14 protein-coding genes are annotated in these 16,665 nt (G+C 50.8%); 7 read left to right on the top strand and 7 right to left on the bottom strand.

Annotation, left to right across the window (positions count from 1 at the left end):
- Window positions 1-160 precede the first annotated feature (160 nt).
- The 4 genes from D4L85_RS19660 to D4L85_RS19645 form a co-directional block, all read right to left on the bottom strand.
- Window positions 161-457 carry a hypothetical protein gene (locus tag D4L85_RS19660; protein WP_119755909.1) on the bottom strand — a complete coding sequence of 99 codons (297 nt, stop codon included), beginning with the start codon at window positions 455-457 and terminating at the stop codon, window positions 161-163.
- Between the two features lie 134 nt (window positions 458-591).
- The gene (locus D4L85_RS19655) at window positions 592-1,716 is read right to left on the bottom strand and encodes an STN domain-containing protein (RefSeq protein WP_119755908.1); all 1,125 of its coding nucleotides are present in this window, start codon (window positions 1,714-1,716) and stop codon (window positions 592-594) included.
- Between the two features lie 16 nt (window positions 1,717-1,732).
- On the bottom strand, window positions 1,733-2,749 hold the full coding sequence (locus tag D4L85_RS19650) for a FecR family protein (protein ID WP_119755907.1): 1,017 nt from the start codon (window positions 2,747-2,749) through the stop codon (window positions 1,733-1,735).
- Window positions 2,750-2,770: 21 nt separating this feature from the next.
- A complete protein-coding gene (locus D4L85_RS19645; RefSeq protein WP_228450539.1) occupies window positions 2,771-3,334 on the bottom strand; it encodes an RNA polymerase sigma-70 factor in 564 nt (187 codons plus the stop codon).
- A 357-nt stretch (window positions 3,335-3,691) separates the two neighbouring features.
- On the opposite strand from D4L85_RS19645, the gene D4L85_RS19640 reads away from it, so the two are divergent.
- The 7 genes from D4L85_RS19640 (at window position 3,692) to D4L85_RS19610 (ending at window position 12,576) form a co-directional block, all read left to right on the top strand.
- Entirely contained in the window at window positions 3,692-4,300 is a 609-nt protein-coding gene (locus tag D4L85_RS19640; protein ID WP_119755906.1) for an alpha-ketoglutarate-dependent dioxygenase AlkB family protein, read from the top strand.
- 282 nt (window positions 4,301-4,582) lie between these two features.
- Window positions 4,583-5,569, top strand: coding sequence for an AraC family transcriptional regulator (locus D4L85_RS19635; RefSeq protein WP_119755905.1), 987 nt, complete (start codon window positions 4,583-4,585; stop codon window positions 5,567-5,569).
- A 73-nt stretch (window positions 5,570-5,642) separates the two neighbouring features.
- Window positions 5,643-6,341, top strand: coding sequence for an SDR family NAD(P)-dependent oxidoreductase (locus tag D4L85_RS19630; RefSeq protein WP_119755904.1), 699 nt, complete (start codon window positions 5,643-5,645; stop codon window positions 6,339-6,341).
- Window positions 6,342-6,403: 62 nt separating this feature from the next.
- Entirely contained in the window at window positions 6,404-7,429 is a 1,026-nt protein-coding gene (locus D4L85_RS19625) for an efflux RND transporter periplasmic adaptor subunit (protein ID WP_119755903.1), read from the top strand.
- Window positions 7,430-7,483: 54 nt separating this feature from the next.
- On the top strand, window positions 7,484-10,615 hold the full coding sequence (locus D4L85_RS19620) for an efflux RND transporter permease subunit (protein ID WP_174236163.1): 3,132 nt from the start codon (window positions 7,484-7,486) through the stop codon (window positions 10,613-10,615).
- A gap of 59 nt (window positions 10,616-10,674) precedes the next feature.
- Window positions 10,675-11,976, top strand: coding sequence for a TolC family protein (locus tag D4L85_RS19615; RefSeq protein ID WP_119755901.1), 1,302 nt, complete (start codon window positions 10,675-10,677; stop codon window positions 11,974-11,976).
- A 48-nt stretch (window positions 11,977-12,024) separates the two neighbouring features.
- Window positions 12,025-12,576 carry a TetR/AcrR family transcriptional regulator gene (locus tag D4L85_RS19610; RefSeq protein ID WP_119755900.1) on the top strand — a complete coding sequence of 184 codons (552 nt, stop codon included), beginning with the start codon at window positions 12,025-12,027 and terminating at the stop codon, window positions 12,574-12,576.
- Window positions 12,577-12,801: 225 nt separating this feature from the next.
- On the opposite strand, the gene D4L85_RS19605 is transcribed toward D4L85_RS19610, so the two are convergent.
- From D4L85_RS19605 to D4L85_RS19595, 3 genes are all read right to left on the bottom strand, one after another.
- Window positions 12,802-14,031: a porin gene (locus D4L85_RS19605; protein WP_119755899.1), complete on the bottom strand. Its 1,230-nt coding sequence runs from the start codon at window positions 14,029-14,031 to the stop codon at window positions 12,802-12,804.
- Complete coding sequence (locus D4L85_RS19600) at window positions 14,028-15,785, bottom strand: cache domain-containing protein (protein WP_119755898.1); 1,758 nt, start codon at window positions 15,783-15,785, stop codon at window positions 14,028-14,030. The genes D4L85_RS19605 and D4L85_RS19600 overlap by 4 nt, the downstream gene beginning before the upstream one ends.
- A 191-nt stretch (window positions 15,786-15,976) precedes the next feature.
- A complete protein-coding gene (locus D4L85_RS19595; protein ID WP_160143860.1) occupies window positions 15,977-16,459 on the bottom strand; it encodes a hypothetical protein in 483 nt (160 codons plus the stop codon).
- Window positions 16,460-16,665: the final 206 nt, after the last annotated feature.

Below are 16,665 nucleotides of genomic sequence, written 5' to 3'. Positions count from 1 at the left end.
GGAGACTGAACCGCCCTCGCTTTCGCTAAAGCCTCAGCGGGCTAGAAAAGAAGCAAAAAAAAAGAATACTACCGACCTGCCCCTCTCAGTGCCCGCCGACTTGCCCGTCGTAGCTTTAGCGAAGACGGAGCTTTAGCGAAGGCGGGGCGGTTCGCAGGTCTCACTGCAACCCCACTTCCGTTCCCACCGTTCGATGGCTCATGCGATGTTTGACAACGCTCATCACCGCCTCATTCTTCTCGAGGGTTAACCGTTCGATTTCTTTTTCGCAAGCTTCTTCGTTGAGGAGATAATGGAACGAGGCCTTGCTCACACGGTCATAAAAGTCGTAGTTGATCTCTTGGATCCTCTTGGCCTGCCGCGCATCGAGGCGGTACAGGTCCTGCACTTCCGCCGTGATGCACTCGACGGAAAATCTTCTGTCCTCCCATTGCTGAACCGCAAAGCACAGTCCCATGATCGTAAACGTAAATAGGACCCAGAGGGCATCTCGTAGATGTGATTGTAAGTTCACCTGTCAGTCTGTTTTAAGTTTGGATATGCTGTGGGCACTCGCTCACATCCCAGAGACAGGCGAAAGAAGACTTGCCACTATCGGCGGCCCGAAAAATTTATGCGGTAAGAAACGCTGGCCTCCCAGCCCACCCAATATTGCAGGGTTTGATATTGCTTTTGATGACTATCCACAACGATCACGGTGGTCACCATCGGCTGCGTCGCGGGCTCGCGGCCATAGGCCGAAAAACCTTGCGGGTCTCCCACAAAACCCGCCACCTGTGTGTAGCGCGACAGACTCACATCCTTTGTCGTAAAGGAGGTGTGCAGCCGGTTAATGGTCGGGCCGAAATTAAGATTGATATGACGGCCCAGCGCATACTGCACCATCCATTTCATCTGCCAGTGACCCGCCTTGAGTTGCACATTTTCGTCCACTTTGTGCCCATAGAAGTTGGTGGTATGCTTGTTGGTCTCCTTCATCGGCGAAAACGTGAGGGCCGGATTGACGGAGAAATTACGGGCAATTTTTATCGACGATCCTAGGCCATAAGACCCGTGGTATCGGCTGTCGGTCATCCAACTGGAGCCCATCACAAAATAAAGCGAACGCATCCCGGCCTGGAACACCGCGCCGATCGAGTAGTCATTCATCATAAACCCACCGCTGGCAAACCAGCCCAGCCGCTGACGCTGCCCGATCCGGCGAATGTATTGCGGCGGAATTTTTTGCAGCAGATCCGAATCAAAATATACTTGCAACGTTTGCAGATCTTTTTTCACTTGTGGATAAGACAGTGTTGCCGCAGAAAAATCGCGCGTATCGAAGGATGGGTTCGCGATAAGCGAAGTGGTGTACTGAAGATCTTCTACCGGTTCACTGACGCGAGCAGGCGTTGCAGGGACAATGGATTTTGAAATTACGGGTGCAGGCGGAAGGGTTTTGATCACCACATACTTGCCCTGGACTTTAAACGCCAGGTTCATTTGCTTGCCTAACTGCGCCAGCACTTCATCGAGCGAGTGGCGGTGGGCCGACAGCGTAACGCGGCCGTTTACTTCGATCTTGTCGGAGCTATAAATAAAATGAAGGCCTGTCACACGTTCCAGGTCTTCCACCACGTCATGAAAACGTTTGTCTTGATAGGAAAGGGAGATTCCTTTTGTCAGAATATCGTCCACGGCCTGTCCCCGGACATCTGCCGATATCCAGATCACCATGGCCGCAACCAGAAGATTACGGGCAGCCTTCGCCCTCCAATGTATAGACGCCTCCACTGCTTGTTACGGAAAGGTTTAAAGATTCCGCCATTAAATTTAGCAGATTTTCGGCAGAATCATTCTCAAAAGTAGCCGTTAGCCTGCAATTATTAATGGCTTGGTCCGATACGTTTATGGTATACGGATAGGCCTTTTCCAGGTCGCGAATCACTTCGCGCAGGGGGGTGTCTTTAAATACAAACCGGTGTGTGGCATAGCCCCAGGCGTTGCTGTTCACGGAGTCCTGGGTTTGGATGAGACCGGCCTTTTGGGCCACCCCCGTCACGCCGGCCTCCAGGAAGGTGCTGTCGGTTTTCGTATAGACCTGCACCTTACCCTCCTTCACCGACACCTCCACGGCATCGCCGTTCAACGTCACGTTAAAGGCTGTGCCAATCACTTTGATATCGGCCACCGCGGTGTGAATGATAAACGGGTGTTTGCGGTCGTGGGTCACGTTGAAAAACACCTCGCCTTCCAGCAACGAAACTTCGCGGTGGTGGCTGTTGAAATCGGCGGCATACGAGAGCTTGCTGTTTCGAAACACGGTGGCCACCGATTGGTCCGGCAGGTCCACATGCTGCACTTTTCCCTGGGTGGTCACATAGGTCAACGCCTCATCCGGCGAGGTCAGCATGTTATACAGCACAACGCCCGCTATCGCCAGCAACAGCAACGACGCGGCTATGCGGAACGCGCGATGACTGAAGCGCAACGCACGCGACTTTTTTTCTTCCGGCGAGGTCTTTACTTTTTGAAGTGGTCGCCGCGTCAGCCGGTCCTCGATGGCCAGCCAGGCTTCGGCTGCGTAAACTTGGTGTGTTGTTTTCCCCGGGTGGGTGGCCGCCCACGTGCTCTGCAGTGCGGCAAAGCGCGACTGGAATTTCAAATCCGTCAATGCATCCTGCACAGCCATCGCCTCTTCGGGGGAAGCTTCGCCGGCGAGATACCGCACGATCAGCTCATCGGTTATGGCGCTTTCATTTTCCTTCATCACGCGACACAGATTTTCATGTTAAACAAAATTATCTTTTAACCGCCCTCTCAAAATTTTCAATGCCTTGCTCACCTGGTTCTCGATCGTGTTCACCGACAAGTTCATCCGGGCCGCAATCTCGGCATACTTCATCTCCTCATAACGGCTCATCATAAAAATGATCCGGCACTGCTCTGGCAGTTCGCCGATGGCCGCCTTGATGCGCTCCTCCAATTCTTCCGGGAACACTTCGGGTTGTTGCACCTCGCCCAGTTTGTCGTAGGCGCCCTGCTCCTGGTGCTTCCACTTGATGGCACGGTGCTCCAACTGGTTCAGGCATTGGTGATACACCGACCGGAACAAATACGACCGCATCGACGTCTGGATCCCCAGGCTCTCGCGCTTCTCCCAAACCTTCACAAACATGGCTTGCACCACATCCTCGGCCTCGTCCATATCCTTCAGCATCGTGCAGGCATACTGACACAGGCCATCGTAGCAAGCATAAAACACCTGCTGAAAAGCGACCTTATCGCCATCACGAATGGCCCTGATCATATCCTCCTCGGGCAAAGTCACCATCCCTTTGTAACGTAAAACCAAATTAACGTTTTTTAACCCTAATAATCCGTCTAGAGACAGGTAAGTGTGGTGCCACCACTATCCGGAAGACCACTTTTTTAAGCGTTTTTAAATCCCGGGCGGGCGTGCCCCCTTCTTTCCACCCGCATCCCGCCCGCCGGGGTCAGGCTGTCCGTTACAAGTCCGCCTACCCCTTAGTCCCCCCATTTCAAGACCCGATCAAACCCATTGTTGGTGTCCCACCAACAAATCCTTCTCCCCTTTCCCCACCGCACTCCGGGCTTTCCACTCCCATCCTTCACGCAAGCAGGCCCTGTTCGCCACCCCAACCCCGCAAAAACGCCGCAACCAATTCCTCTCCTTTTCAGTTAACCTGGGATGGACCAATTGAACATGTTTGGCGAAAGCGGAATAAGCACCGGTCTGCCCGATGACCTCGTGGCCTACACCCCTCAACTTTTCACCAACACCGAAAGCGCCCACTACCTCCAAAAATTCATCGCCACCATCCCCTGGGAACAACGCACAGTCGTGATGTATGGCAAGCCGGTCATCACCCCCCGCCTCACCGCCTGGTTTGGCGACTCCGGAAAAAACTATGCCTACACCGGCACCCGTTTCCAACCCCACCCCTGGACGCCCGAATTGCTGGCCATCAAAGAACGCATCGAACCACTGGCCCACATCCGCTTCAACAGCGTCCTCCTCAACTACTACCGCGATGGCAACGATTCCGTGGCCTGGCACAGCGACAACGAAACCGAACTGGGCAAACAACCCATCATCGCCTCCGTCAGCTTCGGCCAGGTGCGCAAGTTCGACATCCGCCACAAAAAGGACCACGACCGCAAATACGCCATCCGCCTCGAAAACGGCTCGATGCTCCTCATGAAAGGCGACCTCCAACAACACTGGGAACACCGCATCGCCAAATCCACCACGCCTCTAAAACCAAGGATAAACCTCACCTTTAGAATCATTGTATAGCGCTTTGAAAAATCGACTGTCTTTACCAGGTCCTATCGATGAGGTCGCACGGGCTTAGCCGTATTCAAATTTGTAAACATGACCACGCCAATTTTCTGTTAAGCCGTTGATTTAATGCGACAAGGCGTGTGTCGATTTTGCTGGAAAGCTCGTCACTATCAAAAATGCCATCTTGATTTGGACATTATTGGCGCTTCTTCGGCGGCAAGCTTAAAATAAAGCCTGGGTTCTTTCGTCTACCTCCTGGATTCTTTACGTCTTAAGGCTTACAAACCGACTCGTATGATGACAACTGAACAAACGAAGCATACTGAACAAATGGTCCGTAATCACACGTTTTCGGAACTCCTTACTATCCTTGGGCAAACCAAGCAATTAGACGGCCTCCAGGTTTCCGTTGCCGAGAATGAGAAAAAGGCCATCCCTATTTTCTATCCTTTTCGAGTCGATCAGTATTTTCTATTCATGGTCACCTCGGGAGAAATATCCCTAAAGTTGAATCTCACACATCATGTCATTGGCGAAGGAGAATTTGTTTTGATCGAACCGGGTACGATCTGCCAATTCATCGGCTCTTCTGAATTCATCTCCAGCAGGTGCCTGTCCTTCTCTAAAGACTTTCTTCTTAAAGTTGGCATCTATCAAAAGTATCTTTCCGCGTTCAAGTTGCTCGGGCCGGATCTCAACACGCACGTCGCCTTGGAAAATGACGAGATCGTTTTGCTGTCCAGGATCTTTAACATGCTCTATGCCAACATCGTGACCCGGCAGAAGAGTGAATTTTCACAAGAGATCATTCACCACAATTTCAGCCTCCTGGTCTATGAGCTCGTCAATGTCTTTTATCATCACAATCAAAAATTAAAAACCAAGCCCACGCGCAAGCAAGATCTGGCCGCCCGCTTTATGAAGTTACTCATCAAGTACTATCGGGAAGAACGGAGTGTGCAATTTTACGCCGGCCAACTTGCCGTCACGCCACGGTATTTAACCCAAACGGTAAAAGAGGCCGTAGGTAAAACAGCAGGAGACCTGATCGACGAGATGGTCATCACCGAGGCGATGATCTTGTTGAATGACCCGGTCTATTCGATCGGGCAGGTTGCCCTTTTGTTGCAGTTCAGCGACCAATTCTTTTTCAGCAAGTTCTTTAAAAACAAAACAAGTCTCACACCCTCCGAGTACCGGAAAAGCAAACAAGACGCGTCGATCCTGGTGGAAGAGCAATCTGCACTCCTGCCCGAACGCGTACTTTCAGACATACATTAAGTACTTTTCAACATTCCGTTCACCTCCTGCGTGATCCATCTTTGTATCGTCATCCCCGAAGGATGTCATCACTATGGATCAGTCACTCAAGAATATCATTTCAATCGTTGCAGGATCAACGCAATCGCTTGAAATTTCGATTATCCGGCAGCTGCTTCAGCGCGGTGCGTTGGTCATTGTGCCTGCGCCCAACGCGGAAACGATTCTCCGGATAAAAACTGAAGTCGCCGACATTTCCACCGGTTCATTAGTGACGTTGGTCACCGACCCGACGGACTACGAAAGATCGAAAGAGATCGCCGATCACATTCAATTGAGTTACGGAAGGATTGACCTGGTTATTATTCTGTCCTGCGCTACCTACTCCACGCTGCCGCTCACCGAACTCGACTATGTTACCTGGGACAAGATGCAATACGAGAGCTTGTCCTCTTGGTTTATGGCGGCAAAGCTTCTCCTTCCGCTCATGAAATATCACGGACGCGGCACCTTCATCCAGATCTGCAGCGACCCCATACTATTAACATCCGCACCCTCCCCTTTGGGCAGGATTGCCAGCTTGCTGCACATGGAGATGTCGAAAGAACTTGATCGTGAAGTCGGGGCATATGGCGTGCGCTACTATCACGTATTCTCGCAGCCCGAAAATGAAAATGTCAACAGAGACAAGGAAGCCGATTTCATACTTGGTCTCTTTGAAGATAACAGCACGAAGACAAAAGCATTGTTTCATTCACCGCCACGAAACGTCTTGGTCGAAGATTTACTTTGACTCCCTCCCAATTTTTACAAACCGGTTTAGTCTCACCACAAAAAACAAAACGAATAATTTTTATGAACGTATTTAAGCAATTGTCCTCATTCAGTCTGGCCGTGATCCTGCTGGCAGGTTGTACCAAGAGCGTGGACAAAGAACCCGCTGCTCCTCCTTTGAAAGTCAGCACACGACAACTGGCAGCGAATGGCATAGCCGAGACCCTTTCTTACAGTGGCTCGATTGAGGCGGACAATTCCGTTTCGCTGGGGTTTTCCGTTCCGGGAAGAGTGGTCGCTGTTCACGTCGAGGAAGGGCAGCACGTTGCCGAAGGGCAGTTACTGGCTTCGATCGAAACCATCGAATACCAGAACAACGTCTCCCTCGCAGAAGCTTCCCTCGAACAGGCACAGGATAATTTCAATCGACTCGATGAGCTGTATACAAAAGGAAGTCTGCCTGCCCGGGAGCACATCGCCGCCAAGGTTGCCTTATCACAGGCGAAAGCAAACAAGAGTATCGCGGCCAAAAGATTGGCAGACACCAAACTCTATGCTCCGTTTGCTGGCATTGTTACGGCAAAAGAAATTGAAAGGGGTGCTATCGCCTCTCCCGGAGTGATGGCCTTCACCCTGGTGAAGACCGATCTGGTATACGCCAAGATCTCCGTTTCAGAAAGTGAGATCAGCAAGCTCGCTGCCGGCACGCCGGCAACGGTCACGGTTCCGGCCATACAAGAAACCAGAGACGGAAAGATCAATATCCTTAACCCGCAGGCAGATGCTTCCACGCGAAGTTTTGAAGTGAAAGTCAAACTTGTCAACGCCAATGGAAAGCTTCTGCCCGGCATGTTGGCAAACATCACCATTTCGACGGATCACAAACGCGAGGCATTGACCGTTCCCGCCGATGCCGTGGTTCGCGATCCGGAAGAATTTACCTACGTCTTCATTGTGGACAATAAAAACAGGGCCATCAAAAAGAGGGTCGTCGTTGATGGCCTGTTACGGGATGAGATCATTATCTCGGAAGGTCTTCACGTTGGTGACAACGTGATCATACAAGGACAAAGTCAATTGAAGGACGGTCAAACGGTGTCGCTTTAACCGACGCGCTCAAAAAATGAAGGAACAAGCGAATCTACAGATGGATAAGAACCCATGAAAAAACGAAGAATAAACATTATTGAAGCATCGATGAAGTATAGTCAGATATCGATGTTGATTGCGGGATTATTGGTTGTGGTGGGGATCGTGGCGTTGATCACGATGCCCCGGAGCGAGGACCCGCGCATTACGGTGAGACAAGGTATTGTCTTTGCACTCTATCCGGGTGCGGATGAGCTCCAGGTGGAAAAGCAGGTGACCGACAAAATTGAGCAGTTCCTTTTCAGTTTCGAAGAGATCAAGAAGGCGAAAACCCGCTCGGAAACAAAAGAAGGTCAGGTGGTCATTATCGCGGAGTTGAACGACGAGGTAAAAGACCCCAAAAAGTTTTGGAGCACCTTGCAGCATGGGTTGAATAGCACCTTGCGTCCTACCCTTCCTCCCGGTGTACAGGGTCCGATTGTCAATAGCGAATTCGGCGATGTGGTTGCGCAGATGATCACGGTGAGCGCACCCGGCCGAAGCTATGCCGAAGTTGAAAAGTATCTGGACAAGATCGAGGACGGCATTAAAACGATTCCCGAAGTCTCTAAGATCAATCGATACGGTGGACAGCGTCAACAGATCTATATCATTGTTGACGATGAAAAGATGCAGCAATATGGGTTTGATTTTGCCACGCTGTCGGCTGTATTACAAACACAGAATGTGACCAACTATACCGGCGACATTACTTTGTCGGCCAGTAATGTTCCCATCTTTGCCAACAGCCGGTACAAAGATGAGGCGGCCATCGGCAACCAGATCATTTTCAGCAGCCCCGACGGAAAAGTGGTCCGACTGAAAGATGTCGCACGGATTGAACGACGCTATGAAGAACTGAATAGTTTTATAAAGGTCGGCAGCGACAATGTGATGATGCTGACCGTGCAAATGCAACCTGGAAATAACATCGTGTTCCTTGGCGATGACCTCAACAAGAAAATTGAAGCCGTAAAGAAGACGTTGCCCGCCGATGTTACCATCCGGACCATCGTCGACCAACCTGAAGTGGTGGGCGAACGGGTAAGTCATTTCATGGTGGAATTTGGGATCGCCATTGCTGCGGTGATCGTCGTGGTGATGTTACTCCTCCCCTTCCGCATCGCTTCCATATCGGCGATTGCCGCACCCGTGTCCATCGCGATAACCTTTGCCATCCTCAATTTGGTGGGAATAGAAATTCATCAGGTATCGCTCGCCGCACTGATTGTCGTGCTGGGGATGGTGGTCGACGACGCGATCGTCATCGTGGATAATTATATCGAAAAACTGGATGAGGGCGTTGCGAATTGGACAGCCGCGTGGCAGAGCGCAACGCAGTTGATGATCCCGGTGTTTACGGCAACCGCTGCCATCATTTTTGCCTTCATGCCGCTGGCGTTTGTTCTGAGAGGACTTCCCAAGGAGTTCATCGTCTCTTTGCCGATCGCCGTATCCATCGCATTATTCGCTTCCTTTCTGGTTGCCCTGCTTTTAACACCTTATATGTGTTATGTCTTCTTGAAAAAAGGGCTCAAGCATCATGTAGCCGATCGTCCTGCAAAAAAGAACATACTCGATCTCTTACAGGACGGGTTCAACAAGGCAGTGGAGTTTTGCTTTCGTTGGCCAAAGCTTACGATGTTCACAGGTCTTTTTTCCGTCTTTCTGGCTATGGTGGTTGGCGGCGGTGTACAGGAGGAACTGTTTCCGATGGCCGAGCGAAATCAATTTAACCTGGAGCTATGGATGCAAAATGGCACCGATGTTTCGGCAACCGCCAAGGCCGTAGAAAAAGTAGAAGCCGCCATAAAAGATGATCCGCGCATTGTCACCACGGCCAGCTTTGTAGGCACTTCCTCTCCCCGTTTCCACGCCACCTATGCTCCGGAAACGCCGCGCGAAAATTTTGCGCAAATATTTATCAACACCACCAGTGAGGAAGCCACCGTGGAGATGATCGGTGAATACCTGACAAAGTTCAAAAATTTTCTTCCCAACGGTTATGTGAGGGTAAGGCAGTTGTCGAATAAGGAGACACCGGCTCCCGTAGAGATCCGCGTCGTGGGCGAAAATTTAAAAGACCAAAAACGGGTGGCGGCACAAATCGCTGCCATTGTTGAGAAGACGAAAGGCACGAACTGGATCCGCACCGATTACCAAGATGACTATTTTGGAGTGCGTGCCATCATCAAAGAGGACGCAGCAAGCCGTCTGGGTGTAAGTCACTCTACCATTACCCAAACGCTGGGGGGTGAGATCAAAGGAAACACTGTCTCCACGCTCTGGGAGGATGATAAACCCATTGACATTGTTTTGCGACTCGATGGAAAAAATCGCGATGGCCTGGATAAGCTTCAAAACATCTACGTCACGTCGCAATACAACACAAAGGTGCCACTCAAAGAAGTCGTAGAACTCCAACCGGCGTGGCATACCGGCGTCATTGCTCATCGCAATGGACTTCGCACGCTTACGGTTCGGTCTGAAGCACAGTATGGCATCACGGCTACGACCATCGTCAACGAAGTAAAGCCAAAAATAGCAGCCCTTACACTGCCCGCGGGCATCACCATCAACTATGGAGGCGAAGTGGAGTCATCCGGCGAAACTTCTCCAGACATGGGCAAGTCGCTTTTGATCAGTCTGATGCTCATTTTCCTCACGTTGCTGTTTCAGTTCAAAAGCATTAAAAAAGTGCTGATCGTGCTAGCGGCTTTCCCGCTGAGTTTGCTCGGTGCCATGCTTGGACTTTTGCTGACCGGCAATCCCATGGGTTTTACGGCATTCATCGGCATTATAAGTCTGATGGGAATTGTCGTGCGCAATGGAATCATCCTGGTGGATTATGCCGATGAATTGATTCGCGAGCACGGCTATACGCTGAAGGCCGCAGCCATAGCCTCGGCAAAAAGAAGAATGCGGCCCATCTTTTTAACTTCTTCGGCAGCGGCGATCGGCGTTGTTCCGATGATCCTCAGCAAGTCGCCATTGTGGTCGCCGTTAGGAAGCGTGTTGGCATTGGGTCTTGTCTTCTCCATGGTAATGACCCTCCTGGTGGTGCCCGTGCTTTATTACAAATTCATTAAACCGCAGGTGGTTCATGAAGAAATGAATCAACCGGACGCCGACGAGCATATCCAATATAAGCCGGAGCTCATTTGATTTGAAAGGGAAGCACCAGGCTTAGCAACAAACTAAAACATCATATAAAATAACATCAAATGAAGTCGACAACATCGGGGATCCTCCCGGGCTCCTTATTCATATTCATACTCGCGTTACTACAGTCTTCGTTCGTGGCGGCGCAGCGCAACATAACGCTGGATGAGTTTAGACAACTCGCTATCCGTCAGAATAACAATATAAAAACCGCGGATCAGAATATTCTGGTTGCCGAATCGCAAAAAAAGCAGGCCGACACCAAGAGTAAGTTTACCATTGACGGTTCGGTGACCGGATTTTATTTTGGAAAACCGCTCAACACGCTACTGCCCGAACAGGGTGTAAGTCCGGGGATCAATTTTAACCAGCCCATCTATTCGGGAGGCAGAAACCAATTGGAGAAAAAAGTGGCCGCCGCCACGGTGGACATTCAAACGGAACGCAAGGCGTTGACCACTTCCGATGTGCTGTACAATACCGAAGTGACCTACTGGCAAGTGATCTCCGCAAAAGAGCAAATTGCATTAGCCGAGCAGAGCCACAAGCAATTGACTGCGTTAGTCGTCGACATTAACAACCAATATACTGCCGGCATTACCTATAAAAACGATCTGCTCCGCGCCCGCGTCCAGCAAAATCAAAACGCGTTAAACCTGATCCAAGGGCGAGATGCACTTACGCTGGCAAAGCTGAATCTGGCGCAACTCACTGGCCTGGCCGATAGCATAGACTTCAATGTATCGGATAGCATCACCGGAACGTTTGACTCGCTTTCCATTTCCGACTTGACAACACACGCACAGACGGTTCGCTCGGAAATTCGCATCCAGGAGAAAACATTGGAATCTGCCCGGCTACAGGAGCGAATTTACAGAGGAGAACTGTTGCCCAGTATTTCACTCGGCATCAGCGGTGTCAGTGCGTTTGGGAAGCAAGGGATCAATCCGGAAAATAATGGCACATCGCTCGCCAGCTATTATGGTTTGTTAACCGTGAATGTTCCCCTATTCGGTTGGGGCAAGCGAACGGAGAAGGTGAGAGAACAGCAATACCGTATTTATGCGCAGGAACATCAACTCCAGGAGAGCAAAGAAATTATCTCGCTGCAAGTACAGCAGTCGGTCTTACAACTGAACCAAAATGCAAGACGCGTTAAATTGGCAGCGCTTTCTTTAGAACAAGCCGCCGAAAATTTACGATTAAGTCGAGACCGTTTCCAAGCCGGTACCATCGCCGGAAAAGATGTCCTGGATGCACAAACCATCTGGCAGCAAGCCTATAGCAACGTTATTGATGCAAAGGTCGGCTATAAAATAGCCGAAGCGAATTTAAAAAGAACCCTGGGAGAATTAGGGCATTAAGCGAATCGGATCGCATGGCGCCATGGCGGTCCCTGATACGAACTAGTTATGGAGAAAGATCACATACTGGCAGGGTGTGGACACCTGTTCGGAAAATGGGGATTCCATGGGGTAACCATGGATGATATCTCCAGACACCTGGGTGTCTCCAAGAAAACGCTTTACAAGGTTTACACCGATAAGGATGCCATGGTAACGGATTTCGTAAAACTATCCGTCGAAAAAAGCAGATTGGATCTCAAAAGCCGGATGACTCGGGAAGAAACGGAGATCAAACGACTCTCTATTTTTAACGGGTTCATCGTTAACCGCGCCCTCGAAGCGGGACCCATGTTCTTTTATGATATCCGGAAGTATTATCCTGCCGCCTACAAACTGATAAAACGATACAAACATGAACTGATCATCATGTTAAATGACTTGTTTGTGAAAGGTCAGCAAACGGGGATATATCGCAATTTTGATACGATGCTGTTAGCCGAATTGCGAATCAACGTGCTTGAATGGGACATCATGGAAGCCGACCAAACGGTGGAGTCTCTGGAAAGCAGACAAAATCAACTATTCGATTTAATTCTCAATGGGCTAAAAAAATCTTGACTTCCCACCTGCCTGTGGCAGCCACACAATACCTCGATCGGTGTCCACATTTTTGATGGCATGACGCGCCACCGCAGTTATGGGAATATTGTATCCAGGCGAATGCCTTTAAGCAGTGCCATAAAAAAGGGACTTCCTGCCGCGTAAGCAAACAGTCAGTCCCACAACCCAAAACAAAATAACGCCTAACGTTTAACCCTATCTTTACTATTCTTATCCCTCAACCTAAATCATCAACACCAACGAAGCGCCGGCATAATTTCCTTTCTGAAACGTCACCCCATCCGTGTAGCCATTGACCCCGGCACCCTCCTGCACAATGTAATGGACACTCAGCTTGCAGTTCTTTTTATTGAGGTACCAGTTCACGCCTGCATCATACAAACGGTCGCTGCCCGAAACCGATCCACTGCTGTCGCCGCTATAGTCCGTCAACATAAAACAAGGTTCCAGGAAATATTTTTCGGATACTACGATGTTGTATCCCGCGCGAATGTGTCCCGTCTGACCGCGAAGGGTGTGGCCTTCGGCTTTGCGTTCAAGCCATGACCATTCGCCGTCAAGGTTCAGGTTTTTGTAGTTGAAGAGCACGTCAAATCCGTTCACGTGGTTGTTTTGAAAAATATCGGTACGCCCCTGCTGCGAGCCAAAGACGGCGAAGGTCACTCCGTTGCGTTTGCTGTAATAGTTGTTCGCATCGTAGTTGATCGAGTAGGTCTTTTTTTCGGGATCACCAAAGGTGAACGTGAGCCGCTCCACCGTCAACGGCGACCAGTACTTGCCGGCGCTTTCGGGAAAGTTCTTGGGGTCGGCTGCGGTGGTCACATTGTTGAATATCCCTACGTTGTAACCAAACGAAAAGGACCCGGAATTTTTTAAGCCGCCAATGTTCAAACCCGTAGCCCGGCCATAGCTTTTGCCATCCATGTGCTGACGGATATAGGTTTGCGAAACGGATTTGTCGAACGAGTTCACCAACAAGTCGCCGGTAATACATTCGCGGCTGATCTGCGGTTGGAAATAACCCACGGTGATGGCGCCCATTTCATTTTTGGTAAAGCGCCAGGTGACATACGCATCCAGTATGCCGAGTGTTCCCGTGTTGGTAGCTCCGCGCACGCCGCTGAGTTTGTCTTTGCCCAGGTTGTCGTACTGGATCATCACCGCGTAGCTCAGGCCCTTGTATGGCTTTCCGCTAAAGCCCAGACGCGCGCGACGCGCCATAAAGCTCACGCGATTTTGGACGGCTTCCAACGGACCGTTTGCAGCAAACTGCGCCTTCTCGCCAGACGTATACGTTCCCCAAAATTGCAGGGCGGCCGAGGGCTGCACGTACTTGTAGAGACTGTCCGGCTTCACCCAATATTTTTCCTGCGCCAGGGTTGGGATGGACGTTAGGAGGAAAAGACTCGCCAGGACAAAAAGCCGTGGGCGTGAAGTGTAGTGTATCATCATACGGTCTGATAAGCTGTGCGTGTTGTCTGGACGTCAACCCCCGACGAACGAAGCGTATCTTTCAAGCGCTCGTTCTCTTTTTCCAACTCCACCTGCCGGCGACGCATTTGTTCGGAGGTAGCCTGAAGCTCTTCCTGGTTCTGGCGCAATTCTTCTTCCTGCGCTTTCATCTCCTCCGACATCTGCTGGCTCTGTTCCAGTAACTTTTTTGTGCGTTCATTGGTCTGGACGCTAGCGATGGTGCCCGCAATGCTTTGGGCGATCTTTTCCAGGAAGGCGATCTCGTGATCACCAAATTCGCGGAACGAAGCCATCTCCAAAACACCGTATACCACCTCATTATAGATCAGCGGCATGATCAACAACGTCCGCGGCACGGCATGACCCAGGCCCGACGTGATGTTGACATACTCCTCGGGCACTTCACGCAAGTGAATCGTGCCGCGCTCCAACACACACTGGCCCACCATACCCTCTCCAACGGCAATGGTCTTCTGCATATATTTTCTTCGCTCATAAGCGTAGGCCGCCACCAATTGCAAATATTGATCGTTCTCGCCCGATCCTTCTTCCATCATGAAGAGCGCCGCCTGGTTCATCTTCGTGTATTTCACCAATTCCCGCAGCGTCTCCGTGGCGAGTTCCTGGGTGTTCATGTTGTTGCGGCGCAGCACCTCGCCAAGCGATGCCAGGCCTTCGTTGGCCCAATCGCGAATGGCTTTTTCGTCGGCCGCTTTTTTCAGGTTGTTGCGCATCGACAGCAATTCGTTGCCGAGAATATCCTGCTGGCTCAGGGGCGTGAAGGTCTGTTGCAAGTTGCCCTCGCCGATCTCTTTGGCAAAGGAAGTATACGACGACAGTCCGAGCACCAGCGCATTGAGCGAGTGCGTCATCGAGCCGATCTCATCGCGGCGGTGCACATGCACTTGTTCCACCTGGCGTCCTTGCGCCAATTGCTCCAGCGTATCTTTGATGTTGAGAATAGCGGTGGTCAACGCCTTGCTAAAATAGATGGACACCGTCAGTCCAACGGCCAGGATAAAGGCTGCCAGCGCCAGAATGAAGAAAACCATCTGCCCCACTTGCTGGTTTGACGCTGCTTTTTTTTCCGCGACCGCCTGATCGATCGCATCGGTATAAAACCCGGTAGACACGATCCAGCCCAGGGGCTTATATAAACGCGAGTAGGAGATCTTGTTCACCACTTCCTGCGTGCCGGGCTTTTTCATAATGTATTCCACAAACGCATCGCCGTCGGCATTGGCACGCTCGGCACGGACCTGGTAGATGTTGCGGCCTTTCTCCTTTTCCACGTTGTGTTTGGGATCGTCCAGCACCTTGCCTTTCAGGTCTTTCTTTTCGGCATGCATCAGCATGGTGGGGAAAGGAAGCTTGTTGTCGGTCACCCAAAAATAGCCTTCGCCATTGTCGAAGCGGATGGACGACAATTCTTGCAAGGCGGGGTCCATCATAGCCGGTGTGAGCGACCGCTTGGCCTGGGTGGAGTCGGCGTGTTGGTTGAAGCGGGTGATCGAATCGGCGAGCGCTTTGTGTTGCGCTTCGATCACGCCATAGGCGATGTCGGTAATGTGTTTCAGATAGACTTTAAGCTGAGCAAACTCCTCGTCGTGATACTCCGCAATGTCGCGGTTGGCTTGGCTTTTGATCTTGTAGATGGCTACCGTGCTGATGACAACAGTAGGCACCAGCAGAGCAAGGCTGATCAGGAGCGTGATCTTTTGTCTTAATTTCATATCTGGGGGTAGTTGAGACTGCAAATTTCCACATTGGAAGAGCCGGACCGCCCCCCGATTATCAGGTGGGTGTCCCGGGTGAGTGAAAGGTTGATATTGACATGTAGGTGGAAGACAGCGCGTTAGACGTAAATTGACTGCTTATTCAACCTATGATCAGCTCCCTCAACGGTTTGTTTCACCGTTTCCTTTCACTTTACCAACGACTGCAACAGCTCGTACAACGCCTTCTCTTCCTGCGGAGGATTAGCATAGAAAGAAGTCCTCGGGGTTTTCACGGAGGCGTTGTAGTAATCGAAGAAAATGGTGTCGTCCGCATACATCAACGTGGTCCGCAACAGGGGGACGTTGGCCATCTTTTTCATGATCTGTCCTTCGTCGGGGAGCGCCGCAGCGAGGGCAAGGATCTTGCCGATGGTGGCCTCGTCGCGCAGCTCGCGTATGGCCTTGGGAGGCGTATTATCGCTGGCATCCGACATTTTTTCGTAATCCTCCACGATCACTAACGCACCGGGGCGAAACTTGAACGTGGTGGCGTATTCTTTGCTCACGGCCTTTGTATCGGTGAACGTTGGTTTGCTCTCCGGCCTGCAAGCCGCTAACCCCACAGCGCATAGCAACAGTTTCAGGACGGAGCTGGTCGTGGCGTTCAAACAGTACATGCTTCTTTTCACAGGGATACATTTTCTTGGTCCGTAAATATACCTAGAACGCAAAACTTGACCCCCTCTATTATCCCCGCTTTCAACCGTTCCTGAATTGGGATGGCCAGTTAAAAGAAACCCGATTTTCAAGCCATCTATTACGGCACAAATGGTACAAACCCTTCCTGCTCTTGTATATTTATCGTAATTTTAGACTCCAAAACGAAATTGGTCAA

The sequence above is a fragment of the Chryseolinea soli genome (genome assembly GCF_003589925.1).
Taxonomy (GTDB): domain Bacteria; phylum Bacteroidota; class Bacteroidia; order Cytophagales; family Cyclobacteriaceae; genus Chryseolinea; species Chryseolinea soli.
Note: the sequence above shows the minus strand (reverse complement) of the source record. Positions and strands in the feature narration are given on the sequence as shown.